Below are 19,877 nucleotides of genomic sequence, written 5' to 3'. Positions count from 1 at the left end.
CCACTATATCATATGCATGTTCAAAAAGCTACAGTAAGCTGAATGGAATAAGGTAAAAAAGCCGTTGTTCTCGCTCACATTGAACGAAAGAACAACGGTCTGAAGTTGAAATATTTGAAACCCAATAATTGAATAATGCGATCGCTCCGGCTCTTTACTCCATTTGACCTTCCTGAGCCACAAACTGTTTCTGAGCAAGTTCTCGGTATACCGGATGGTTGCTAATTAATTCTGCGTGTGTTCCCGTTCCGGTTACATGTCCATGCTCCAATACAACAATCTGATCAGAATCTACCACGGTGGACAACCGATGCGCAATGACAATTGTTGTTCTTCCTTCCATCAGGTTGGAAAGAGCCTGTTGTACTTCATATTCCGAGGTACTATCCAGACTGGATGTCGCTTCATCCAGCATCAGAATATCCGGACTCCGTAACAATGCACGAGCGATAGCAATCCGTTGTCGTTGACCCCCGGATAACTTGATCCCTCTCTCGCCCACTTCCGTGTCATAGCCCTGAGGAAGCTTGTCGATGAAGTCGGCAGAATACGCCATCTTAGCAGCTTGCCGGATCTCCTCCATTGTGACATCACGTTCCAAGCCGTAGGTAATATTGTCTTTAATCGTACCTGCCATGAGCGGACTCTCCTGAGAAACATACCCGATCTTGCTCCGCCAGGAAGACAGGGAGTAGTCCGTGATCGCTTGTCCCCCATATGAAATGTGACCTGAATCGGGCATATAGAACTGCTCCATCAAAGAGAACAGCGTGGATTTGCCGCTACCGCTCGGCCCTACAATAGCCGTCACCTTGCGTGTTGGAACCGTCAAATTAATCCCATGAAGCACTTCTTCCCCTGTGACATAAGAAAAGTGTACATTGTGAAATGCAATCGTATCGTTACCCTTGGGAGCCATCTTGGTGCTATGACGCGGCTCTTCCTCATCGGCCAGAATGGCCTGAATTCGCTCCGTTGCACCCACTACTTTTTGCAAACGAGAGTATAGCGTTGTGAACTGGCCCATTGGCATAATGACCTGGAACAGAAGCAGAATAAACGCGACCAGTTCACCCGGCGACAGTATGCCAGACGCCACACGCATTCCCCCAACGCCCAGAATAACGACCAATACAGCCGTCATGACAAATGTAAATAAAGGACCGATCAGAGCAAGGATACGCGCTTCCTGCAAACCAAAGGCAAACATTTTACGAATTCGGGAATCTCCTGCCTCTACTTCCTGTTTCTCGGTTCCGTAAGCTTTGACCAATCGGATCTCACCAATAACCTGACTGAGTACTGACGTGAGTCCCGCCATCTCGTCCTGCTGTTTTTTCGATATTTTATACATTTTCTTACCGACTGGCAACAAAATCAGCAGTGTAAGTGGTACCAGACTCAGAATAATGAGCGACATCACCCAATCCAGATAGAACAACAATGCCACTCCACCTACAACGGCAACAATGTTCGACACGAACGAAACCAGATAATCCGCGATCAACGTCATGATCTGGCTCGTATCATTGGTAATCCGACTCATCGTATCGCCTGTACGATTACGGTCAAAGTACGGCATTTGCAGCGACAATACTTTGTTCCACAGCTTGGTTCGAAGTGTAGCAACCACTCGTTGTCCCGCGTAATTCAACATATAGATACTGATACCCGAGGCAATCGCTTGAATGACAAATGCCCCTAGCAACAATAAAATAACAGTCTTATTCAATGCCGAAGTGGTTAGTCCATCAATCAGACCTTTGGTCATCAGTGGAACGATCAATCCTGCCGTCGTCTGAATCAAGGTTAAAATAAGGGCCAAAATCAAGATCAGTTTTGGCGGGTTCGTGGCAGCTATAAGCTTGACGAAATCCCTAAATCCTTTTTTCCCAACCTTTGGCTCATTCAGCCCTGCTTGTTGCTGCTCTTCCATTCCCGTTCCTCCCGTTCTCCATCAACTCACCAGAGATCATACGTATGAACTTACATGAGGTTGCTTTTGTTATATAACACTGTTTTACAAAACGCCATGCAGTACGAAATTGGCCAAAAAGAGAATGGAAATGACATACATGACTACAGGCACCTGTTTCCCTTGACCTGCAGCCAGCTTGGCAAGCGGATAAGCGATAAAGCCAAACGCCATTCCGTCCACAATGCTATATGTAAATGGAATCATGACCATGATCAGAAATGCCGGGAAAGCCTCTGTAAAGTCGCCAAAATCCATATCCTTCACACCTTGTACCATCAGACCACCAATAATAATTAAAATCGGTGCAATCGCACTATCCGGAATGTAGCCGAGCAGAGGGATGAAGAAGAAGGTAGCTCCGAACAACACGGCCGTAATGAGCGGGGTCAAACCTGTTCGGCCACCTGCCGCAATGCCCGCCGTTGTCTCTGCCGCAGCTACTGGAGGACTGCTACCGAATATGCCTGCCAGCACTGTGCTATTGGACAGAGCACGCAGACTGCCTTTGAACCGCTCTGGACGACCAATCATATGTGTCTGGGCCGCAATTAATCCGATATTTTCAAACACCACAATCAGCAGTAGCAGAAATACCGCAATCCAGAATGCTAAATCGGCCAGCTTCACTAATGACAACTCGCCAAACAAGCCACTATATTGACGCAACGCTTCCATCGCTGACACCGATTCACCTGGGTGCACTGCACCAAGTACATAGGCAAGGCCTGTCCCGATCAGAATACTGATGAGAAGTCCACCCTGGACATTACGTATAAATAAAATCACGGCAAGCACCAACGTAACGCAAGCTGTAATAACATTGGGATCATTAAAATGCCCAATCGCTACAAATGTGGTCTGGTGCGCAATGACAATTCCACTTTTTTGTAAACCAATGAACGTCAAAAACAGACCGATCCCCACCGTAATCCCATGCTGGAGATTTTTCGGGATTGCTTCACTGATCATTTTGTATAGTGACGTAAATGCGACAATCGCAAACAATATACCTGTGACGGTTACAACAGCCAGCGCTTCTTGCCAGCTGAGTTTCATGGAATGTACAAGTGTATACGTAAAAAATGCATTAATCCCCATTCCGGGTACAACGACAATCGGTGATTTCCCGCCAAATGCCATGAGCAAACAGCCTGCAATAGACGTCAGCAGAGTTCCCACCATGGCGGCCTGCAAAGGCATCCCGGCATCGGAAAGAATTGTAGCATTGACCATAACAATATAGACCACCGCAAAATAGGAAATGGCTCCCGCCACAATTTCCTTCTTCCACTGATCTCCTGGCTCCATCCCCAGACGTTTGGTCATCCATCCGTGTTTCATTCGTTCTGTTCCCCTCTCTCTAGCTGCAAATTCATTATGTATGTAACATCATTTCGCACAGCAATGAATATCATACACGGTTTTCACTTTGAAGTACATGACATTGCGCTAACCCTTGTAGCGGAATGCAGTTCCTCTATCATGGACAATGGAAGTCCGTTCACTTCCCGTTCACTTCCTCCAAAAGAGAGGTGCCACAACACACAAAAAAGCGCAGATGCCTTATCGGCATCCACGCTGTTCAGTCGGTAGCAAGTTACTACTGTTTGTTCTCTGCTATTTCGAGCAATTCCTTCACGGCTACACTGACCATAATGAGTCCGGCAACCGGTGGAACAAATGCGTTGCTCGCAGGTGGCTGTTTGGCCTTGCGAATCTCTGGCGCATTCTCAGGAACGATTTTCTGTGTTACATCCTCGCGTGGTTTCATCGGCTTTTCAGTCGAAAAGACCACTTTCACACCTTTTTTGATGCCGTCTTTACGCAGTGTCGTACGTACAACACGGGCAATCGGGTCCATGGTCGTTTTTGAAATATCCGCAACCTGGAATTTTGTTGGGTCCATTTTATTAGCTGCACCCATGCTGGAAATCATCGGAATTTTACGTCTCAGGCACTCTTTAATGAGATGGATTTTGTAGATAATCGTGTCGGATGCATCCAGCACATAATCCAGTTCATATTTGAACAATTCCTCATACGTTTCTTCCGTGTAAAACATATTCAAGGCAATCGCATCACATTCCGGATTAATCAGTTTCACACGTTCCACCATTAGATCCGCTTTTTTCTGCCCCACTGTCGTGATCAGAGCATGAATCTGGCGATTGATGTTCGTAATGTCCACGACGTCTTTATCAATCAGGATGATACGCCCAACACCGCTGCGGGCGAGTGCTTCTACAGCAATACCGCCCACACCACCGATGCCGAGAACGGCTACTGTACTATTCTTGAGCGTGTTGAGACCTTCAGGTCCAATCGCAAGTTCTGTTCTTGAAAATTGATGGAGCATTGAGAATCGATGCCTCCTTTATTTCTTTTCCGCTACCGGTTTACGAGCTACACGAATGTGAAGTTGTTCCAATTGGGAGTCATCCACTTCAGAAGGTGCATTCATCAGCAGATCCGTTGCACTTGCCGTTTTCGGGAAGGCAATTGTTTCACGCAGGTTCGTGCGGCCTGCCAGCAACATCACGAGACGGTCCAGACCAAATGCAATTCCGCCATGCGGTGGAGTTCCATATTCAAATGCTTCAAGCAGGTACCCGAATTTATCATTCGCTACTTCTGGAGAGAGTCCAAGGGCAGCGAACATTTTCTCCTGAACATCACGTTTGTAGATACGCATTGAACCGCCGCCTACTTCATAACCGTTCAGAACAAGGTCATAGGCTTGAGCACGAATGGCCCCTGGATCTGTATCGAACAGATGCACATCTTCGTCTTTAGGACGTGTGAACGGATGGTGTTCTGCTACATAACGTTTCGCATCTTCATCATATCCGAGCAGTGGGAAGTCAACAACCCAGGCAAATTTGAATTTGCTGTCATCGATCAGACCGAGTTGACGACCGATTTTCATACGCAGCGCGCCAAGAACATCAGCAACGACTTTTTTGGTATCAGCGGAGAAGAGCAACAAATCGCCTTCTTCAGCACCTGTACGTTCTTTGACCGCTTCGATTTCTTCAGGCGTGAAGAACTTCACGATTGGCCCTTTGAACTCGCCATCTTTCACTTGAATCCATGCCAGACCTTTGGCACCATAGCGTGCAGCGAATGGTCCAAGATCGTCAATCTCTTTACGGCTCCAAGTACCACAGCCTTTGGCATTCAGTACTTTCACTTCTCCACCTTTTTCGATGACGGAAGCAAATACTTTAACGCCGCTGTTCGCTACGATATCATTCATTTCCACCAGTTCCATACCAAAGCGCAGATCCGGTTTGTCTGAACCGTATTTACCCATCGCATCCGCATACGTAATCCGTTGGAAAGGCAGTTCCAGTTCGACACCTTTCGTTTCACGCAACAATTTGGCCATCAGTTCTTCCATCATTGGCAACAGATCATCCTGTTGCAGGAACGAAGTCTCGATGTCGACTTGAGTGAATTCTGGTTGACGGTCTGCACGCAGATCCTCATCCCGGAAACAACGGGCGATCTGATAATAACGCTCTACTCCACCCACCATCAACAATTGTTTGTAGATTTGTGGCGATTGTGGCAAAGCGAAGAACTCACCTTCGTGCACACGGCTCGGTACGAGATAATCACGCGCACCTTCAGGGGAACTCTTCGTCAAGATTGGTGTTTCCACTTCAACGAATTCTTCTCCGTCCAGATAATCACGGAATACTTTAGATGCTTTGGAACGCAGTTTCAGTGTTTCGAACATTTCCGGACGACGCAGGTCCAGATAACGATATTTCAAACGAAGGGATTCGTCGACCTCGACACCATCTTCAATGAAGAATGGAGGTGTTTTCGCCGCATTCAGCACTTCGATTTCTGTAATTTGAACTTCAATCTCACCTGTAGGCAGGTTTTTGTTAACCGTCTCTGCATCACGTTTAACGACTTTACCCGTCACAGCGATAACATACTCGCTACGTACACGGTCTGCGATCTGTAGAGCTTCACCGGAGTAGGCCGGGTTAAAGACAACTTGTACGATCCCGCTACGGTCACGCAAGTCGATAAAAAGTACGCCCCCCAAGTCACGGCGGGTCTGAACCCAACCGTTCAATGTTACTGTCTCACCGATGTGTGCGGGTGTTAATGCGCCGCTATGATGACTTCTTTTCATAACCAAACTCCTCTTATGTGAATTTCCGTTCTGTGTAGGCAGGCGGTGCCTGCTCTTCAACAGTCCGGTTACGTGAAGATGATATATTCAAAAGGCAATCCGCCTCTGGATCATAACCATCCTGGCTACCAGAATGGCCTGAACATCAGCAAGTTTGCCGGATCAATCGTGTTACTCCTACAGTGGTGCTACAGTAGCTACCAAGTCATCCAGCTTCACGGTTTGTTGTTCACCCGTATCCATCGACTTGAGTGCGATCTCACCACGCTCCAGTTCGTCATCACCAAGGATGGCAGTATAACGAGCTTTGAAACGATCGGCTGATTTCATCTGAGCTTTCATCTTGCGGCCGAGATAATCGCGCTCACCAGACAGGCCAGACTGACGAAGCTTGAACAACAGTCGATTCACTTCCCGATCAGCTGCGTTGCCCAGAGCTACAAAGTACACATCCAATGGAGCCAGCGTGCTCACTTCAATGTTTTGGTGCTCCAGAATGAGTTGAATACGCTCCAGACCAATACCGAAACCGATGCCAGGCTGATCCGGTCCGCCGATATCTCCAACGAGACCGTTGTATCTGCCGCCACCTCCAACGGTATCAATTGCTCCAATACCTTGGGCTTTTAATTCAAAAGCAGTCAAAGTGTAATAATCCAATCCACGTACCAGACGATTGTTCACTGCATAATCTACACCGAAATCATCCAAATATGCTTGCAGCTTGGCGAAGTGATTCAATGACTCTTCATCCAGGCTATCCAATATGGACGGTGCCCCTACGAATTTGTCCTGGTCCACTTTGCAATCGAGTACACGCAGTGGATTTCGTTCCATCCGGGATTGGCAATCCTTGCACAAGCTGTCTTTCATCGGTCTGAGGAAGCCTAGCAACGTCTCGCGGTATTCCGCACGGCTGGTTGAATTACCTACGGAATTGATCTCCACTTTGACATCCTTCAACCCAAGCTCCACACACAGTTGATAACCGAGTGCGATGACTTCAGCATCAATTGCTGGGTCCAGAGCACCGATGGCTTCTACACCGAACTGGTGAAACTGACGCTGGCGGCCTGCCTGTGGACGTTCATACCGGAACATCGGACCAATGTAATACAACTTGCTCACATCAGGTTCGCCATAGATTTTGTTCTCTACATAAGCACGAACAACTCCCGCTGTTCCCTCGGGACGAAGAGTCATACTGCGATTGCCTTTGTCATCAAAGGTATACATTTCTTTCTCAACGATGTCCGTTGTCTCTCCAACACCTCTTACAAACAAAGACGTCTGTTCGAAGATTGGTGTACGAATCTCGCGGTAATTAAACCGTCGACACAGATCCCGGGCTTTATCTTCTACATACTGCCATTTCTCGACAACACCAGGCAGCAAATCCTGTGTTCCCGTCGGTTTTTGAAAAGCCATCTTTCATCCCTCCAGCATAGATTTATTTTTATATAACAAAAAAATCCCTCGCCCTGTCTGCTACGTATAGCAAACAAAGGGACGAGAGATTGTGTATATACATTCACCCGTGGTACCACCCACATTCCGGAAACCTGACATTTAAGCCGTTCAGGTGGTCATCTGATGACTAAGGATTGTCTAACACCTCCTAGTCAAGCAGATATTCCGCTCTACGTGTAACGCACGTCCTGCGCAGGCCGGCTACTGGTCAACAGATCAAGTCTGCTGTGTTCGCCGTCTGTTCTCGGGGAAGTCATTCGTCCGCTCAGCAAGAGAATCCTTACAGCCTGGGGATTCCTCTCTGGTCATGTGGATACGGAGTACTTGGTCCCGTCATCAAATCAGTAATATAGTTCAAAAATCGACTTATATTGACTATAGTCAACGTATTATTTTCTGATTGTAATGAACCGCAGTACTAAAGTCAAGGGTTAACACGCAAAGATAGCAAAAAAAAATTTACTCACACGCTGTACGGGATGGGGATTCCATAGAAATCACTGCTAATAGAAGTTTAATTCATCCAATGAATTCCAACTCCTATTGCTACATAACTCTATTGTTTCAGCATCCACTTCAGCAGATCCGGCACACTCGCCCATAAACGAGAGTGCATAATAACATATTCAATCGCTTCGTTGGAATCGCCCATTCCGACAAAATCAGGAAGGTTATGTGGCAGGCGTTTCAAACCCAGCAGATAATCAGGCACATGCTTGTTCACACCCCGGGCTACACGATACAGCATTTTGAGCTGCGAGGTGATTCCGTTCTTCTTATACTCCAGAATGATCTGGCCATAAGCAAAGGCAGTTGCGGCGTCACCTTTTCCATACTTCTCCAGCATTTGCTCTGCCTGCTTCAATCGGTTGCTATACAAATACACACCAACGAGCAGGTAACGTACTCCGGTATTGTCTTCTGTATTAAGTTCTAGAATATGCTCCAGGATTTGTGCCGCTTCTGTGGCATCTCCACCAAGCCAGCAAGATTCAGCGTAGCTTTTGCAGATACGGATATAGGGACGAGTCTCATGGAGCCCCCAAAAGTACCCTTTGTTCTTCTCAAAAAACAGTTCGCCCAGTTCGCGTTCGCCAGCAGCGATTCCGGCCTTGAAGTAAGCTAGTGCATCAGGCTCATTGTCCGATTCCTCAGCCAGAATAAGATACGCATCAGGGCTGTCAGGATACATCTCCAGCACCGTTTTCGCCAGCTGTATTCTGCGTTTGGCAGAACTGGCTTCCATCGCCTTATACAGCAGAGCCTGCGCTTTGTCCTTTGATGTGCCTGGTCCGTTCAGCATCATCAGCTCGTCAGTTTCGCCGCCCATACCGTATTCTTCGATGTAATTAAACATCTCCTTAATCTTCCGGGAGATCGTTGCTGTCGTTACCTCATATTTACAAGCCAGCTCAGCCTTTGAGACATTGAAGCCGTATTCCTCGGACAGCAAATACTCGATTGCGGCACAGAACGAGCCTGTCTTTTTCACAATAGGGCGAGTCTGGCGGGAATAACCATTCCATAGCACCAGAGCTTCCATAATCAGTTCCTGTTCGTATTGGTTCCTCATGTCCTCTATAAGCTGCAGGGCCAGCTGTTCATGAGCCGGATGCTCCCATTTCAGTTCGCGCGCCACCATCTTTTTCAGCTTGGTCAGAGTCAGCTTGCCCTCAGGCTGAATCGAGGCTTCCCGGATAGGCTGCTCCGTTGATATCAGCCGCAGTATGGATTCTACTGCAGAGGACTCCTTGTCCAGACAGCATTTCTTATATTTTTTCCCGCTTCCGCACGGGCATACATCATTTCTTCTAACCTTACTCAAAACTAATTCCCCCTTAAATCTGTCACTAGCCATTCGCATGAGCCCGAAAACCATTTCTCTATTTTAGCAAAATTTAATTAAAGGGGTAAGTTTCGCCCAAAACATATAAATTCTCATCTCAAAAAAAATAGCCTGCACACGGTGTGCAGGCTCAAAGATATATAAAAAAAGGGGGTCATGTCTGTTATTATAAGCCCCCTATGTTAAAGGCTTATGTAACTAATATTACAGTAATATTACAAAAATGATAGCGCTTTATAATTTTGTTTTTTAATACGCTTACGATTAAAAATCCCTTGCACACCACTCGACTCTGTAGTCAAGTGGTGCAAGGGCGAAGAAGTATCTGTAACGTTAATCCAATTCCTCCACATAAGCACGGTTGGAGCGAAGTTTATGAACAATCTCCTCATAATCCTCGTCTCTTACTTTGGCAGACAAAACATAATGCAGATCATTATAATCAGCCGAAGACACGTCCGCAGCATCCAGCATGTCTCCATCCTCATTTACTCTATCACGCTTATCGCGATCTGGATCACGATTCACGTCCGTTACAACAGGGATCACATTTTCGCTCGCTGGAACACCTGGGGCTGCACCTACACCCATTGCTCCGTTGGTGCCTACTCCACCTGCTGTATTATAAGGCACCAGTGGCACCATAACACGTGTGTCTCTACCCACCGCGCTGTCCAGTTGACCTACTTCCAAATGCTCTGTACGGAATGTCTGAAGGGAAGTTCTTGCTCCCTCTGCCTCGTCTTCGGTTCGAAAATACGCCTGAATATGTTTTGTCATGTCAAACCCTCCTTTATCGGAATGAAATGCAACGCGAAACCTTTAAGCTTCCCGATGAAACGTCGTTCAGAATCATTCGTGTATTTCAGTTTAACTGGCTTTAAATCACTTTGAGCAGTTCACGTACAAACGCCGGTTCATCTTCAGGCGTTCGGGAGGTAATATAATTTCCATCCACAACAGCCTCATGATCCTTGAACTCTGCACCCGCGTTTACCATGTCATCTTTAAGTGGTGGATAAGCTGTAATCGTTCGTCCTTTCAACAGATCGGCACTTGCCAAAATCTGTGGACCATGACAGATCGCCGCGATCGGTTTCTTCGCACTGTTGATCTCGGTGACGAACTTCAGAATATTTGCATCACTTCGCAGATTCTCAGGGGACGATCCACCAGGAATCACGACTGCATCATAATCTGAAGCGGATACTTCGGAAATCGCCTTATCTGCTGTATAGGAGGCTTTTCCTCCTTTGCCCTTCAGGGTCTCACCGGCTTTCAAACCGATAATTTCCACTTCGTGTCCAGCATTTTTCAACTCGTCATACGGAACCTGCATCTCCGAATCCTCAAAATATTTCGCCAATAAAAAAGCAACTTTACTCATAACGTATGTTCTCCTTTCCGTGTTCGAAATTTCTTTAGATATCGGGTTTTGCCGTACATTGGCACGCCAATGTACCTCGCTATGTTATTACCCTCACCAGAGCAATTTATAACAACTTCATGTGTATTCATTTGCCGAATTTGTACTAAAGTAGAATCGACATACAACAAAAAGTCCTGATTCGGTAACCGAATCAGGACTTTTCCACAATCTGTATAATCCAATTTTGGTGACTACTTTATTCCTGCAGGCATTCATGTTCAAGCCGTGCCTGAAGACATTAAGATCGCGGAAGTTGACTTTGCTTCTCTTTGTCCGAAACTTGAACGGACCAGATCGTTGCAACACATTCAGCAGCCGCACGAGCAAGTTGCAATGATTCATACAAGTTCCCAGGAAACAGCAAAGGTTCCGTGCGCGTACGTGTTTCTTTGGCGGATTGGCGCATAATTGAGTGGATACTCCTTTGATCATTTAGATGGTCATCAACGAATTATCCTTATTATGGCCTCATCTTCACACGATTATGCACCTGTCTCCGGATGAGCTGGACTTTCAAGCATCAAAGTAACCGGTCCCCAGTTGGTAAAAGTCACATCCATCATGGCTCCAAAACGGCCGGTTTCCACCTGAATACCTTTGTCTCGTAGCAACTGATTGAACGTTTCATACAATAATTCTGCCGCTTCAGGTTTGGCCGCAGCTATAAAGCTCGGACGTTTTCCTTTGCGACAATCCCCATACAGGGTGAACTGGGAAACAGACAATACAGCACCGCCTACATCAAGCAGGCTATGATTCATCTTCTCCTGATCATCCTCAAAAATCCGTAATCCACTAATCTTCTCAGCCAGATAATGAGCATCCTTCTCCGTGTCCTCGTGGGTAATGCCCACAAGCAACATTAATCCGGATTCGATCTTACCCGTCAGTTCGTCTCCAACGGTTACCTGAGCCTCTTTACAGCGTTGTACAAGCACCCTCATCTTACAGGCTCCTTACTGCATAATCCGATGCACCGAATAGACATCTTTCACCCGTTTGATCCGTTCCACAACGGAATGCAGATGATCCGTGTTGCGAATCAAAATTGTGACGTGCACCAATGCTAATTTATTTTTATCTGTCCGTCCCGTGACAGCAGATATATTGGTTTTACTTTCGGAAACAGCCTGAAGCACCTCATTGAGCAAACCATTGCGGTCATGGCCCGTAATCTCAATATCTACACTGTAGTTAGCTTCAATATTCTCTTCCCACTCGACTTCAATCACACGCGCTGCTTCTTCTCCATCTGCGCTTGTCGGGATATTCGGACAGTCACTACGATGCACAGAAACGCCACGTCCGCGTGTAACATAACCGATAATGTCGTCCCCAGGTACAGGATTACAGCACCGTGCAAAACGAACAAGCAAATTATCGATGCCTTTGACACGAATGCCATTGGTCGGACGATTTTTGCGTTCAGGTGCAGGCTTCAGCTCGCGCATCTCGGAATTTAATTCCAGCAAACTGGACTCTTCCTGCTCTTTGCGTAGTTTCTCCGTTGCTTTGGTCACGATCTGTGCAGCGGTAATACCACCGAATCCAACAGCCGCAAGCATGTCCTCAATATCGTTAAAGGCATATTTTTTGGCTGCTTCCTGTAGTTTGTCATCCGTCATCCATGCAGAAGGATCAAGGCCCATGCGTTTCAGTTCACGCTCACAGCTTTCCCGACCTTTTTCAACATTTTCTTCGCGACGTTCCTTCTTGAACCACTGCTTAATCTTCGCTCGCGCATGGGAAGATTTGGCGATCTTCATCCAGTCCTGACTTGGTCCGTATGAATGTTTGGACGTCAGAATTTCAATGATATCACCTGTCTTCAGGTGGTAATCGAGAGGAACAATTCGACCATTCACTTTAGCACCAATGGTGCGATTACCAACCTCCGTATGAATTCGGTACGCAAAATCCAAAGGAACAGAGCCGATCGGCAATTCGATGACTTCTCCTTTTGGCGTAAATACAAATACCAGATCCGAGAAGAAATCCATTTTGAGGGATTCTACAAATTCCGAGGCATCTTGTGCTTCGTTTTGAAGTTCAAGGATCTCGCGGAAGAATGTGATCTTATCTTCAAAATGATTTCCATTCGCAGCGCCTTCTTTGTAGGCCCAGTGGGCTGCGATACCAAACTCAGCAGTCCGATGCATATCCCATGTCCGAATCTGTACTTCAGTTGGCTCGCCATTGGGACCCACTACTGTTGTATGCAGGGATTGATACATATTCGCCTTTGGCATCGCAATGTAGTCTTTAAAGCGTCCAGGCATCGGTTTCCATAACGTGTGAATAATTCCGAGGGTAGCATAACAATCCTTAATATTATCCACAATAATACGTATCGCCAGCAGGTCGTATATTTCGTTAAACTGCTTGTTTTTGGTGGTCATTTTCTTGAACACGCTGTAGATATGTTTTGGACGTCCCGAAAGGTCTGCCTGAATTCCCATCTCATCGAGCTTGCTCGTAATTCCGTCCATAACTGTATCAATATATTGCTCACGTTCCGCACGCTTCTTGTGCATCAAGTTCGCAATTCGATAGTACTGCTGCGGATTCAAATAACGGAGGGCGATGTCCTCCATTTCCCATTTGATCGCAGAGATACCCAAACGGTTCGCAATTGGACAGAAAATCTCCAGCGTCTCATATGAAATCCGGCGCTGGCTTTCTTCCGACTGGAACTTGAGTGTCCGCATATTGTGCAGACGGTCAGCCAATTTGATCACGATGACACGGATGTCCTGCGCCATGGCGATGAACATTTTGCGGTAGTTCTCGTTCTGCTGTTCTTCCTTGGAGCGAAACTGAATACGTTCCAGCTTCGTCAAACCGTCAACCAGCATGGCACACGTATTGCCGAAATGATTGCGGATCTCTTCAAGTGAGACCGTAGTATCCTCTACTACATCATGAAGAAGCGCTGCTATAATGGAGATGGTGTCCATCTGCATGTTCACAACAATGTCAGCAACCGCAAGCGGATGCAGAATATACGGTTCTCCCGATTTTCGCGTCTGTCCATGGTGGGCCTGATCAGCAAATTCATAAGCTTCTCGTATGCGCACCAAATCGGGTTCTTTGATATACGCCCCGGCCTTCTCGAGTAATTGCTCTATGCCCATTCCCATTCGATCTGTTCCGTGTCCCTTCTATACAAAATGGAACCCGTGACATTGTATCAACACAGGTTCCCCGTAAAAGTAATTTCCTATAATTATGACGCTTCGCCCGTTTCCCGTCAACTACTGACGAATAAGAGCGTATATCCAATTTTTATATTGATGATCCGGGTTACTTTTAGGAGGTTTCCTGAAACTCGTAACGAATTGATTATATTTCTTAGTTGTTATTCATTATTGCCGTTATTTGCTGAAATAGAAGGATTATTCATTAAATTATTAATTCCAACACTCTGCTGAGTCAAAAATGTTATTGCTTAATTAGGAGAAACTCTGTAATCTATTGAAAGTTTGTGTTTCAAAAAAAGGAGATGGAATTCATTGCAACGCGAAATTCAGGTTAATCAAAAGATGCCACTCGGCTCAGGTTCACTGCTTAGCCTTCAGCATTTGTTCGCCATGTTTGGCAGTACCGTACTTGTACCGAACCTGTTTGGTGTCGACCCAAGTATGATTCTGCTGATGAACGGAATTGGAACACTGTTGTACATATTGATGTGTAAGGGAAAGATCCCGGCCTATCTAGGTTCCAGCTTTGCCTTTATTGCTCCTGTATCTTCTGTTTTGATAGCACACCCCGAGAACGGTTACTCGATGGCACTTGGAGCTTTTATTGTAACAGGTATCGTTTTCTGCTTCGTGGCTCTTATTATTAAATATGCCGGAACAGGATGGATCAACGTCGTATTCCCACCAGCTGTTATGGGTGCCATTGTTGCCCTGATCGGTCTGGAGCTTGTACCCGTCGCTGCCGGAATGGCAGGATTAATCAATTCAAATCCTCTTGAAAATCCGGACTGGGTACCTCAGGCCAAACCAATTATTTTAGCCATGGTTACGCTCGGCATCACTGTTATTGGAGCCGTAACGTTCCGTGGATTCCCCAAGATCATTCATATTTTAATCGGGATTGTGACTGGTTATGCACTTGGTTATTTCATGGGTTTTGTCGATACCAAAGCGATTGCAAACGCTAATTTCCTCTCCCTCCCAACCGTAACCACGCCGACATTCGACTGGTCCGTGATCTTCACCATTTTACCTGTAGCGCTCGTGGTTATCGTCGAACATATCGGACATTTGCTTGTAACGAGCAGCATTGTCGGCAAAGATCTGTCGAAAGATCCTGGGCTTCATCGTTCCTTGCTTGGTAACGGGGTCTCCACCATTCTATCTGGTTTTGTAGGATCTACTCCTAACACAACCTATGGTGAGAATATTGGTGTTATGGCCTTGACCCGAGTATACTCCACCTATGTAATTGGAGGAGCGGCGGTCATTGCCATCGTGCTTTCCTTCTCAGGCACGTTCTCGGCGCTAGTAGCCAACATTCCTGTTCCGGTCATGGGCGGGGTATCCCTGCTTCTGTTCGGAGTAATTGCAGCATCTGGTCTGCGCATCTTGGTTGAACAGAAAGTTGATTTTGCCAAACCAACCAATCTGTTGTTAACTACACTTGTACTGGTAATCGGACTGAGTGGTACAGAAGTTACCTTCTACGGCGTTCATCTGAAAGGGATGGCACTGGCCACGATTGTTGGAATGGTAATGAGCTTGTTATTCAAACTGTTCCAAGTGCTCGGTTGGTCCAACGACGAATCGGACAAACAAGCTTTAACTGACAAAAAACAGATTTAATCGATCATTGTACTGCGTTATTTAAATTAAAGGCTCCACTAACATACCACAAGAAAAGCCTGTTCTCTCCATCTTTTACGGATGAGAGAACAGGCTTTTTAATAACAATTAATGCTGTATATTATTTCCCGGGAAACCGGGAAAGCAATTCAATTTCAATCACAACATTTCGTACGGAGACCTTAGTAGTTCATCAATGTGAATACATCAATTTTCTCAGGCAATTTAGCACGACCATTCAGATCAGACAACTCAATCAGGAATGCAGCACCAACAACGTTCCCACCTAATTGTTCAATCAGGTTGATGGAAGTCGCAATCGTTCCACCCGTTGCGAGCAGATCATCCGCGATCAGGACATTTTGACCTTTTTCAATCGCATCTTTGTGCATTGCGAGTGTATCCTTGCCATACTCGAGATCATAACCAACTTCAATCGTCTCTCCAGGCAGTTTGCCACTTTTGCGAATCGGAGCAAAACCGACTCCAAGAGCGTATGCCAGAGGGGCACCCACAACGAAACCACGTGCTTCAGGTCCAGCAATGACGTCAATTTTGAGATCAGAAACCATCACTTTCAGTTCATTGATCGCCTTGCGGTACATTTCTCCATCTTTCAACAATGTTGTAATGTCCTTAAAGCTTATTCCCGGTTGTGGAAAGTCAGGAATAACACGAATATAATCTTTAAAATCCAAAATGATCTCCTCCTAAAATAAATACACAAACTTCCATCTAAGATACGCCCTTCATCCGGGATATCATCCATTGTGTCAGTTGCGGCGTGGATGCATCCAACATCACCTGTTCTGTCTCGGCCATGCTTTCGAGCGCCTGATAGTGACGTGAAGCGGTTAGTTCACGTTTGGGCGGATTATCCACAAAAGCAATTTTTCCGTTGTCACGGGTAATGAAGGATAATTCTTCGAATACATCCAACATCATCGTAATCATGCGCGGCGAACACTCACACTGACGACTGAGCACAGGAGTAATCTCTTGTTCCTCCACGGGTTCAGCTTTCCATTTCAGCACCTGCATATAAATACGCTTGAAAAGTTCTCTGGAAGGCATCTGAAGGCGATCTCGGCGGTTGCCTGATCCGTGCAGAAGGATGATATTCTCGGCCCCACTGAACAAAGCCAGCATGGCATCAAGTTGTTCCGGGGTTTCCGGCGTATCAAACACAAATAACGTCCGGACCTTTTCCTGTCCGTGATGCTGTGCAGCAGCATTACACGGAAATAACCCGACCTTTCTATCATATACCCAAAGACACGGTTCATACAATGAATTTCCCTCGGAAACATCGGTTTCTTTCCGAACAATAGCACCAATGGAACCTGATTTGTATTGCAGATGTACCTCAAGCGCACTCAAGAACTGATTCATCGCATTCAGAGGCTCCGCATTGCCACGCAAATCAAACACCTGAACCTGGGAAACACGAATGTCCTGAAGCATCAATTGAGGTTTTTTCATCCCATTCCATTCATTAATGGACAGCTCGCCCATCACATCAATGACGGAACCTGGGAGAAGGAACTCAGCCAATGCACCCTTGCCAAAAGCGACGGTTTCCAGTTGTTGGCCATCCTGTTCCAGAATCAATTTCAGATGGCGTTTCTCACGACCCATTGTCCTTGTTTCCTTAACCGTCACACTTCTCAAGACAAACCTTGGCGAAGGATTACTCATCCCGAAAGGCTGCAATCTGTCAATCTCCTGAATTACTTTCAGCGGAACATCACTGATCTTACATTCATCATCTGCAAGACGTTGAGGTACAAAGTCCTCTTCGGTCAACACGGTTGCAGCAAACTCATTCAAGCCAGCCTCAAGTTCTTCCAGCTGATCCCGATGAAGGGTCATACCCGCTGCTGCTGGATGCCCTCCATAATGATCCATGGTGTGTTTATAGGCTGTGAGCGCCTCATGGATATCCAACCCTTCAATGGAGCGAGCAGAGCCTTTGCAGACACCGCTCTCTGGATCAATCCCGAGAATAAGTGTAGGTCGGTAATAACGCTCCAGCAATTTGGAAGCCACAATGCCTACCACTCCAACATTCCAGCCTTCACCAGCCAAGACGATAACGTCTGGAACTGATCCTGAACGAAGGTGTATCTTTTGTTCCAACTGTGCTGTTGCTTCCTGTAATATGCCTTCTACGACTTGTTGTCGCTCCCGATTTAACAGATCAAGCTGCCCAGCAAGGGTATGAGCTTCATCCAGATCCTCGGTTGTGAGAAGCGATACCGCCCTCCCCGCATGATCCAGACGTCCACTGGCATTAATACGCGGAGCCATAGCGAAGGCAATATTAATCGAAGTCACCTGACTCTGATCTACACCACTGATTTCAAGCAATGCACTTACACCAGGAAGACGAGATCCACGCATGGATTCTATTCCATAACTGACGATAACCCGGTTTTCACCTTCCAAAGGCATCAGATCGGCAACGGTGCCAATGGCAGCAATCTCCATCCATTCACCGGGTACTTCCCCAATCAAAGCCTGAGCCAACTTTAAGGCTACCCCCGCACCAGCCAAACCTTTAAAAGGATACGGACATCCGGGAAGTTTGGGATTAATAAGTGTATAGGCTTTCGGCAAAATTTCAGGCGGCTCATGGTGGTCTGTTACAATGACTTCGATACCCAAGGTTGACGCATAGGCAATCTGTTCAACAGCACTAATACCTGTATCCACGGTAATAATCAATGTAACGCCTTGTTGATGGGCCCAATCCAACGCATGGTTGTGCAGACCATATCCTTCATTCGAGCGATGAGGGATATATATATCGTACGAGGCCCCAAGATGACGCATCAAATGAATCATAAGCGATGTGCTGGATACACCATCTGCATCATAATCCCCATAGATCAAAATATGCTCTTCTCGCTCCAGAGCGAGCTTGATTCGAGGCACAGCTTCGTCCATGCCAAGTAGCAGATACGGATCATGCATCTGATTTAGATCAGGATGCAAGAAACGCTCTGCCTCCTTCTCATTGTGCACTCCCCGACTCACAAGCAAACGTCCAACAAGGGGTGAAACGGAAAGCGCCTGCGAGAGTCCCGCAGCCGCCTCCAAATCGATATTCGGTGTATTCCACCGGTATTGCGAATAAAGCAATGATAACGCTCCTTTCCTGATCTACTGAACCCGCGCTTCATTATTGAATTAATGTCGCTTCGTGATCGGGCAGTTCATGATTGGATTTATAGGGATAGCCCGGATCATAAGGTATAGCCTGAATCTGTACTTCTTTCACATGACTGAAACGGGTTAGTAGTAGTGTCTTGGCCCGATTTGCAATCTCCTGTGCTTCCAGTATGGAGATTCTTGGGTTCACACTAATGACCAGCTCTATCGTAACGTCATGTTCCTGTTCACGTGCGACCAAATGTTCAATAGTAATGATGCCATATACCCGCTGTACTGTCTCTTTAAAATCGGACGCTTCTTCCTGCTCCAGTTCCTGAACGAGTGAACCATACACCGTGTCCACAATCATTCGGTAACCCTTGTGAAGCACAAAACAGGAAGCAATTAATGCTGCTGTTGGGTCCAGGTAGAGCAGCATGCTCAAGCCCGTCTCTTCGCCAGTCATCGAACCTATAATACCGATTAATACGGTAAGAGAACAATAAAGCGCACGGCGATGTTGTTGTGCATATGCCAGTGCTTGAGACAGATTTCGTTTACGGAAATATCTGTACTGGAACTGAAAAATCGCTTCCTTCACAGCCAGAGCTGCAAAAGCGACCAAAAGCACGGACTTACCAGGTGCCTCCGGTTCGTTTCCGGAAAGACTACTTACTGCCGAGATCGCAAGTTGCAATCCGCCAAACAAAATCAGGACAGATAACAAAACAGAAATTCCCGGTCTGGCAACACGCGAATGTTCCCTGAACCGTTCCCTGCGAGCCTTGTCTTTATGGCGTACAGACTTGAAGGGAAATAGACCAGCCAGGGAAGAGGCAGCTTCAGAAGCAGAATACAAGCCGTCTGCGAGCAATGATTTACTGTTTGCCATATAACCCACTCCAGCCTTAATCACTGCAAGTCCCATATTACCAGCAATACCGCTCCAAGTGGCAGCCTGTGCAGATGGGATATGTTCTCTGGTCATGAATATTCCCCCTTAATTCTGTACATAA

The 19,877-nt window shown here is 46.5% G+C and carries 15 protein-coding genes; 1 reads left to right on the top strand and 14 read right to left on the bottom strand.

Features of this window, described 5'->3' with window-relative positions:
• Window positions 1-154 precede the first annotated feature (154 nt).
• The 11 genes from C0Q44_RS10550 to C0Q44_RS10505 all read right to left on the bottom strand — a co-directional run bounded on the left by C0Q44_RS10550 (window position 155) and on the right by C0Q44_RS10505 (window position 14,010).
• The gene (locus C0Q44_RS10550) at window positions 155-1,936 is read right to left on the bottom strand and encodes an ABC transporter ATP-binding protein (RefSeq protein WP_105407190.1); all 1,782 of its coding nucleotides are present in this window, start codon (window positions 1,934-1,936) and stop codon (window positions 155-157) included.
• Window positions 1,937-2,020: 84 nt separating this feature from the next.
• Window positions 2,021-3,319, bottom strand: coding sequence for an NCS2 family permease (locus tag C0Q44_RS10545; RefSeq protein ID WP_105407189.1), 1,299 nt, complete (start codon window positions 3,317-3,319; stop codon window positions 2,021-2,023).
• Between the two features lie 259 nt (window positions 3,320-3,578).
• Window positions 3,579-4,334: a tRNA threonylcarbamoyladenosine dehydratase gene (locus tag C0Q44_RS10540; RefSeq protein WP_105407188.1), complete on the bottom strand. Its 756-nt coding sequence runs from the start codon at window positions 4,332-4,334 to the stop codon at window positions 3,579-3,581.
• Between the two features lie 18 nt (window positions 4,335-4,352).
• Window positions 4,353-6,131: an aspartate--tRNA ligase gene (gene aspS, locus C0Q44_RS10535; RefSeq protein WP_105407187.1), complete on the bottom strand. Its 1,779-nt coding sequence runs from the start codon at window positions 6,129-6,131 to the stop codon at window positions 4,353-4,355.
• 177 nt (window positions 6,132-6,308) lie between these two features.
• Window positions 6,309-7,559: a histidine--tRNA ligase gene (hisS, locus tag C0Q44_RS10530; RefSeq protein ID WP_105407186.1), complete on the bottom strand. Its 1,251-nt coding sequence runs from the start codon at window positions 7,557-7,559 to the stop codon at window positions 6,309-6,311.
• A 598-nt stretch (window positions 7,560-8,157) separates the two neighbouring features.
• On the bottom strand, window positions 8,158-9,426 hold the full coding sequence (locus C0Q44_RS10525; protein ID WP_105407185.1) for an SEC-C metal-binding domain-containing protein: 1,269 nt from the start codon (window positions 9,424-9,426) through the stop codon (window positions 8,158-8,160).
• Window positions 9,427-9,780: 354 nt separating this feature from the next.
• On the bottom strand, window positions 9,781-10,227 hold the full coding sequence (locus tag C0Q44_RS10520) for a hypothetical protein (protein WP_105407184.1): 447 nt from the start codon (window positions 10,225-10,227) through the stop codon (window positions 9,781-9,783).
• Between the two features lie 100 nt (window positions 10,228-10,327).
• Window positions 10,328-10,834, bottom strand: coding sequence for a type 1 glutamine amidotransferase domain-containing protein (locus tag C0Q44_RS10515; protein ID WP_105407183.1), 507 nt, complete (start codon window positions 10,832-10,834; stop codon window positions 10,328-10,330).
• Between the two features lie 280 nt (window positions 10,835-11,114).
• A complete protein-coding gene (locus C0Q44_RS30125) occupies window positions 11,115-11,282 on the bottom strand; it encodes a hypothetical protein (protein ID WP_181150926.1) in 168 nt (55 codons plus the stop codon).
• A 76-nt stretch (window positions 11,283-11,358) separates the two neighbouring features.
• Window positions 11,359-11,820 carry a D-aminoacyl-tRNA deacylase gene (gene dtd, locus C0Q44_RS10510; RefSeq protein WP_105407182.1) on the bottom strand — a complete coding sequence of 154 codons (462 nt, stop codon included), beginning with the start codon at window positions 11,818-11,820 and terminating at the stop codon, window positions 11,359-11,361.
• A gap of 12 nt (window positions 11,821-11,832) precedes the next feature.
• Window positions 11,833-14,010, bottom strand: a complete 2,178-nt coding sequence (locus tag C0Q44_RS10505) for a RelA/SpoT family protein (RefSeq protein WP_105407674.1) — start codon at window positions 14,008-14,010, stop codon at window positions 11,833-11,835.
• A 378-nt stretch (window positions 14,011-14,388) separates the two neighbouring features.
• Between C0Q44_RS10505 and uraA the strand changes: the two genes are divergently transcribed.
• Window positions 14,389-15,705, top strand: a complete 1,317-nt coding sequence (gene uraA, locus C0Q44_RS10500; RefSeq protein ID WP_105407181.1) for a uracil permease — start codon at window positions 14,389-14,391, stop codon at window positions 15,703-15,705.
• A gap of 182 nt (window positions 15,706-15,887) precedes the next feature.
• Here uraA and C0Q44_RS10495 read toward each other — a convergent pair whose 3' ends face one another.
• The 3 genes from C0Q44_RS10495 to C0Q44_RS10485 are packed head-to-tail and all read right to left on the bottom strand — an operon-like array spanning window position 15,888 to window position 19,849.
• Window positions 15,888-16,403, bottom strand: a complete 516-nt coding sequence (locus C0Q44_RS10495) for an adenine phosphoribosyltransferase (protein ID WP_105407180.1) — start codon at window positions 16,401-16,403, stop codon at window positions 15,888-15,890.
• 37 nt (window positions 16,404-16,440) lie between these two features.
• Window positions 16,441-18,849 carry a single-stranded-DNA-specific exonuclease RecJ gene (gene recJ / locus C0Q44_RS10490; protein WP_105407179.1) on the bottom strand — a complete coding sequence of 803 codons (2,409 nt, stop codon included), beginning with the start codon at window positions 18,847-18,849 and terminating at the stop codon, window positions 16,441-16,443.
• A gap of 40 nt (window positions 18,850-18,889) precedes the next feature.
• A complete protein-coding gene (locus C0Q44_RS10485) occupies window positions 18,890-19,849 on the bottom strand; it encodes a cation diffusion facilitator family transporter (protein WP_105407178.1) in 960 nt (319 codons plus the stop codon).
• Window positions 19,850-19,877: the final 28 nt, after the last annotated feature.

Origin of the sequence: Paenibacillus sp. PCH8 (genome assembly GCF_002968835.1) — a bacterium.
Lineage (GTDB): Bacteria > Bacillota > Bacilli > Paenibacillales > Paenibacillaceae > Paenibacillus.
Note: the sequence above shows the minus strand (reverse complement) of the source record. Positions and strands in the feature narration are given on the sequence as shown.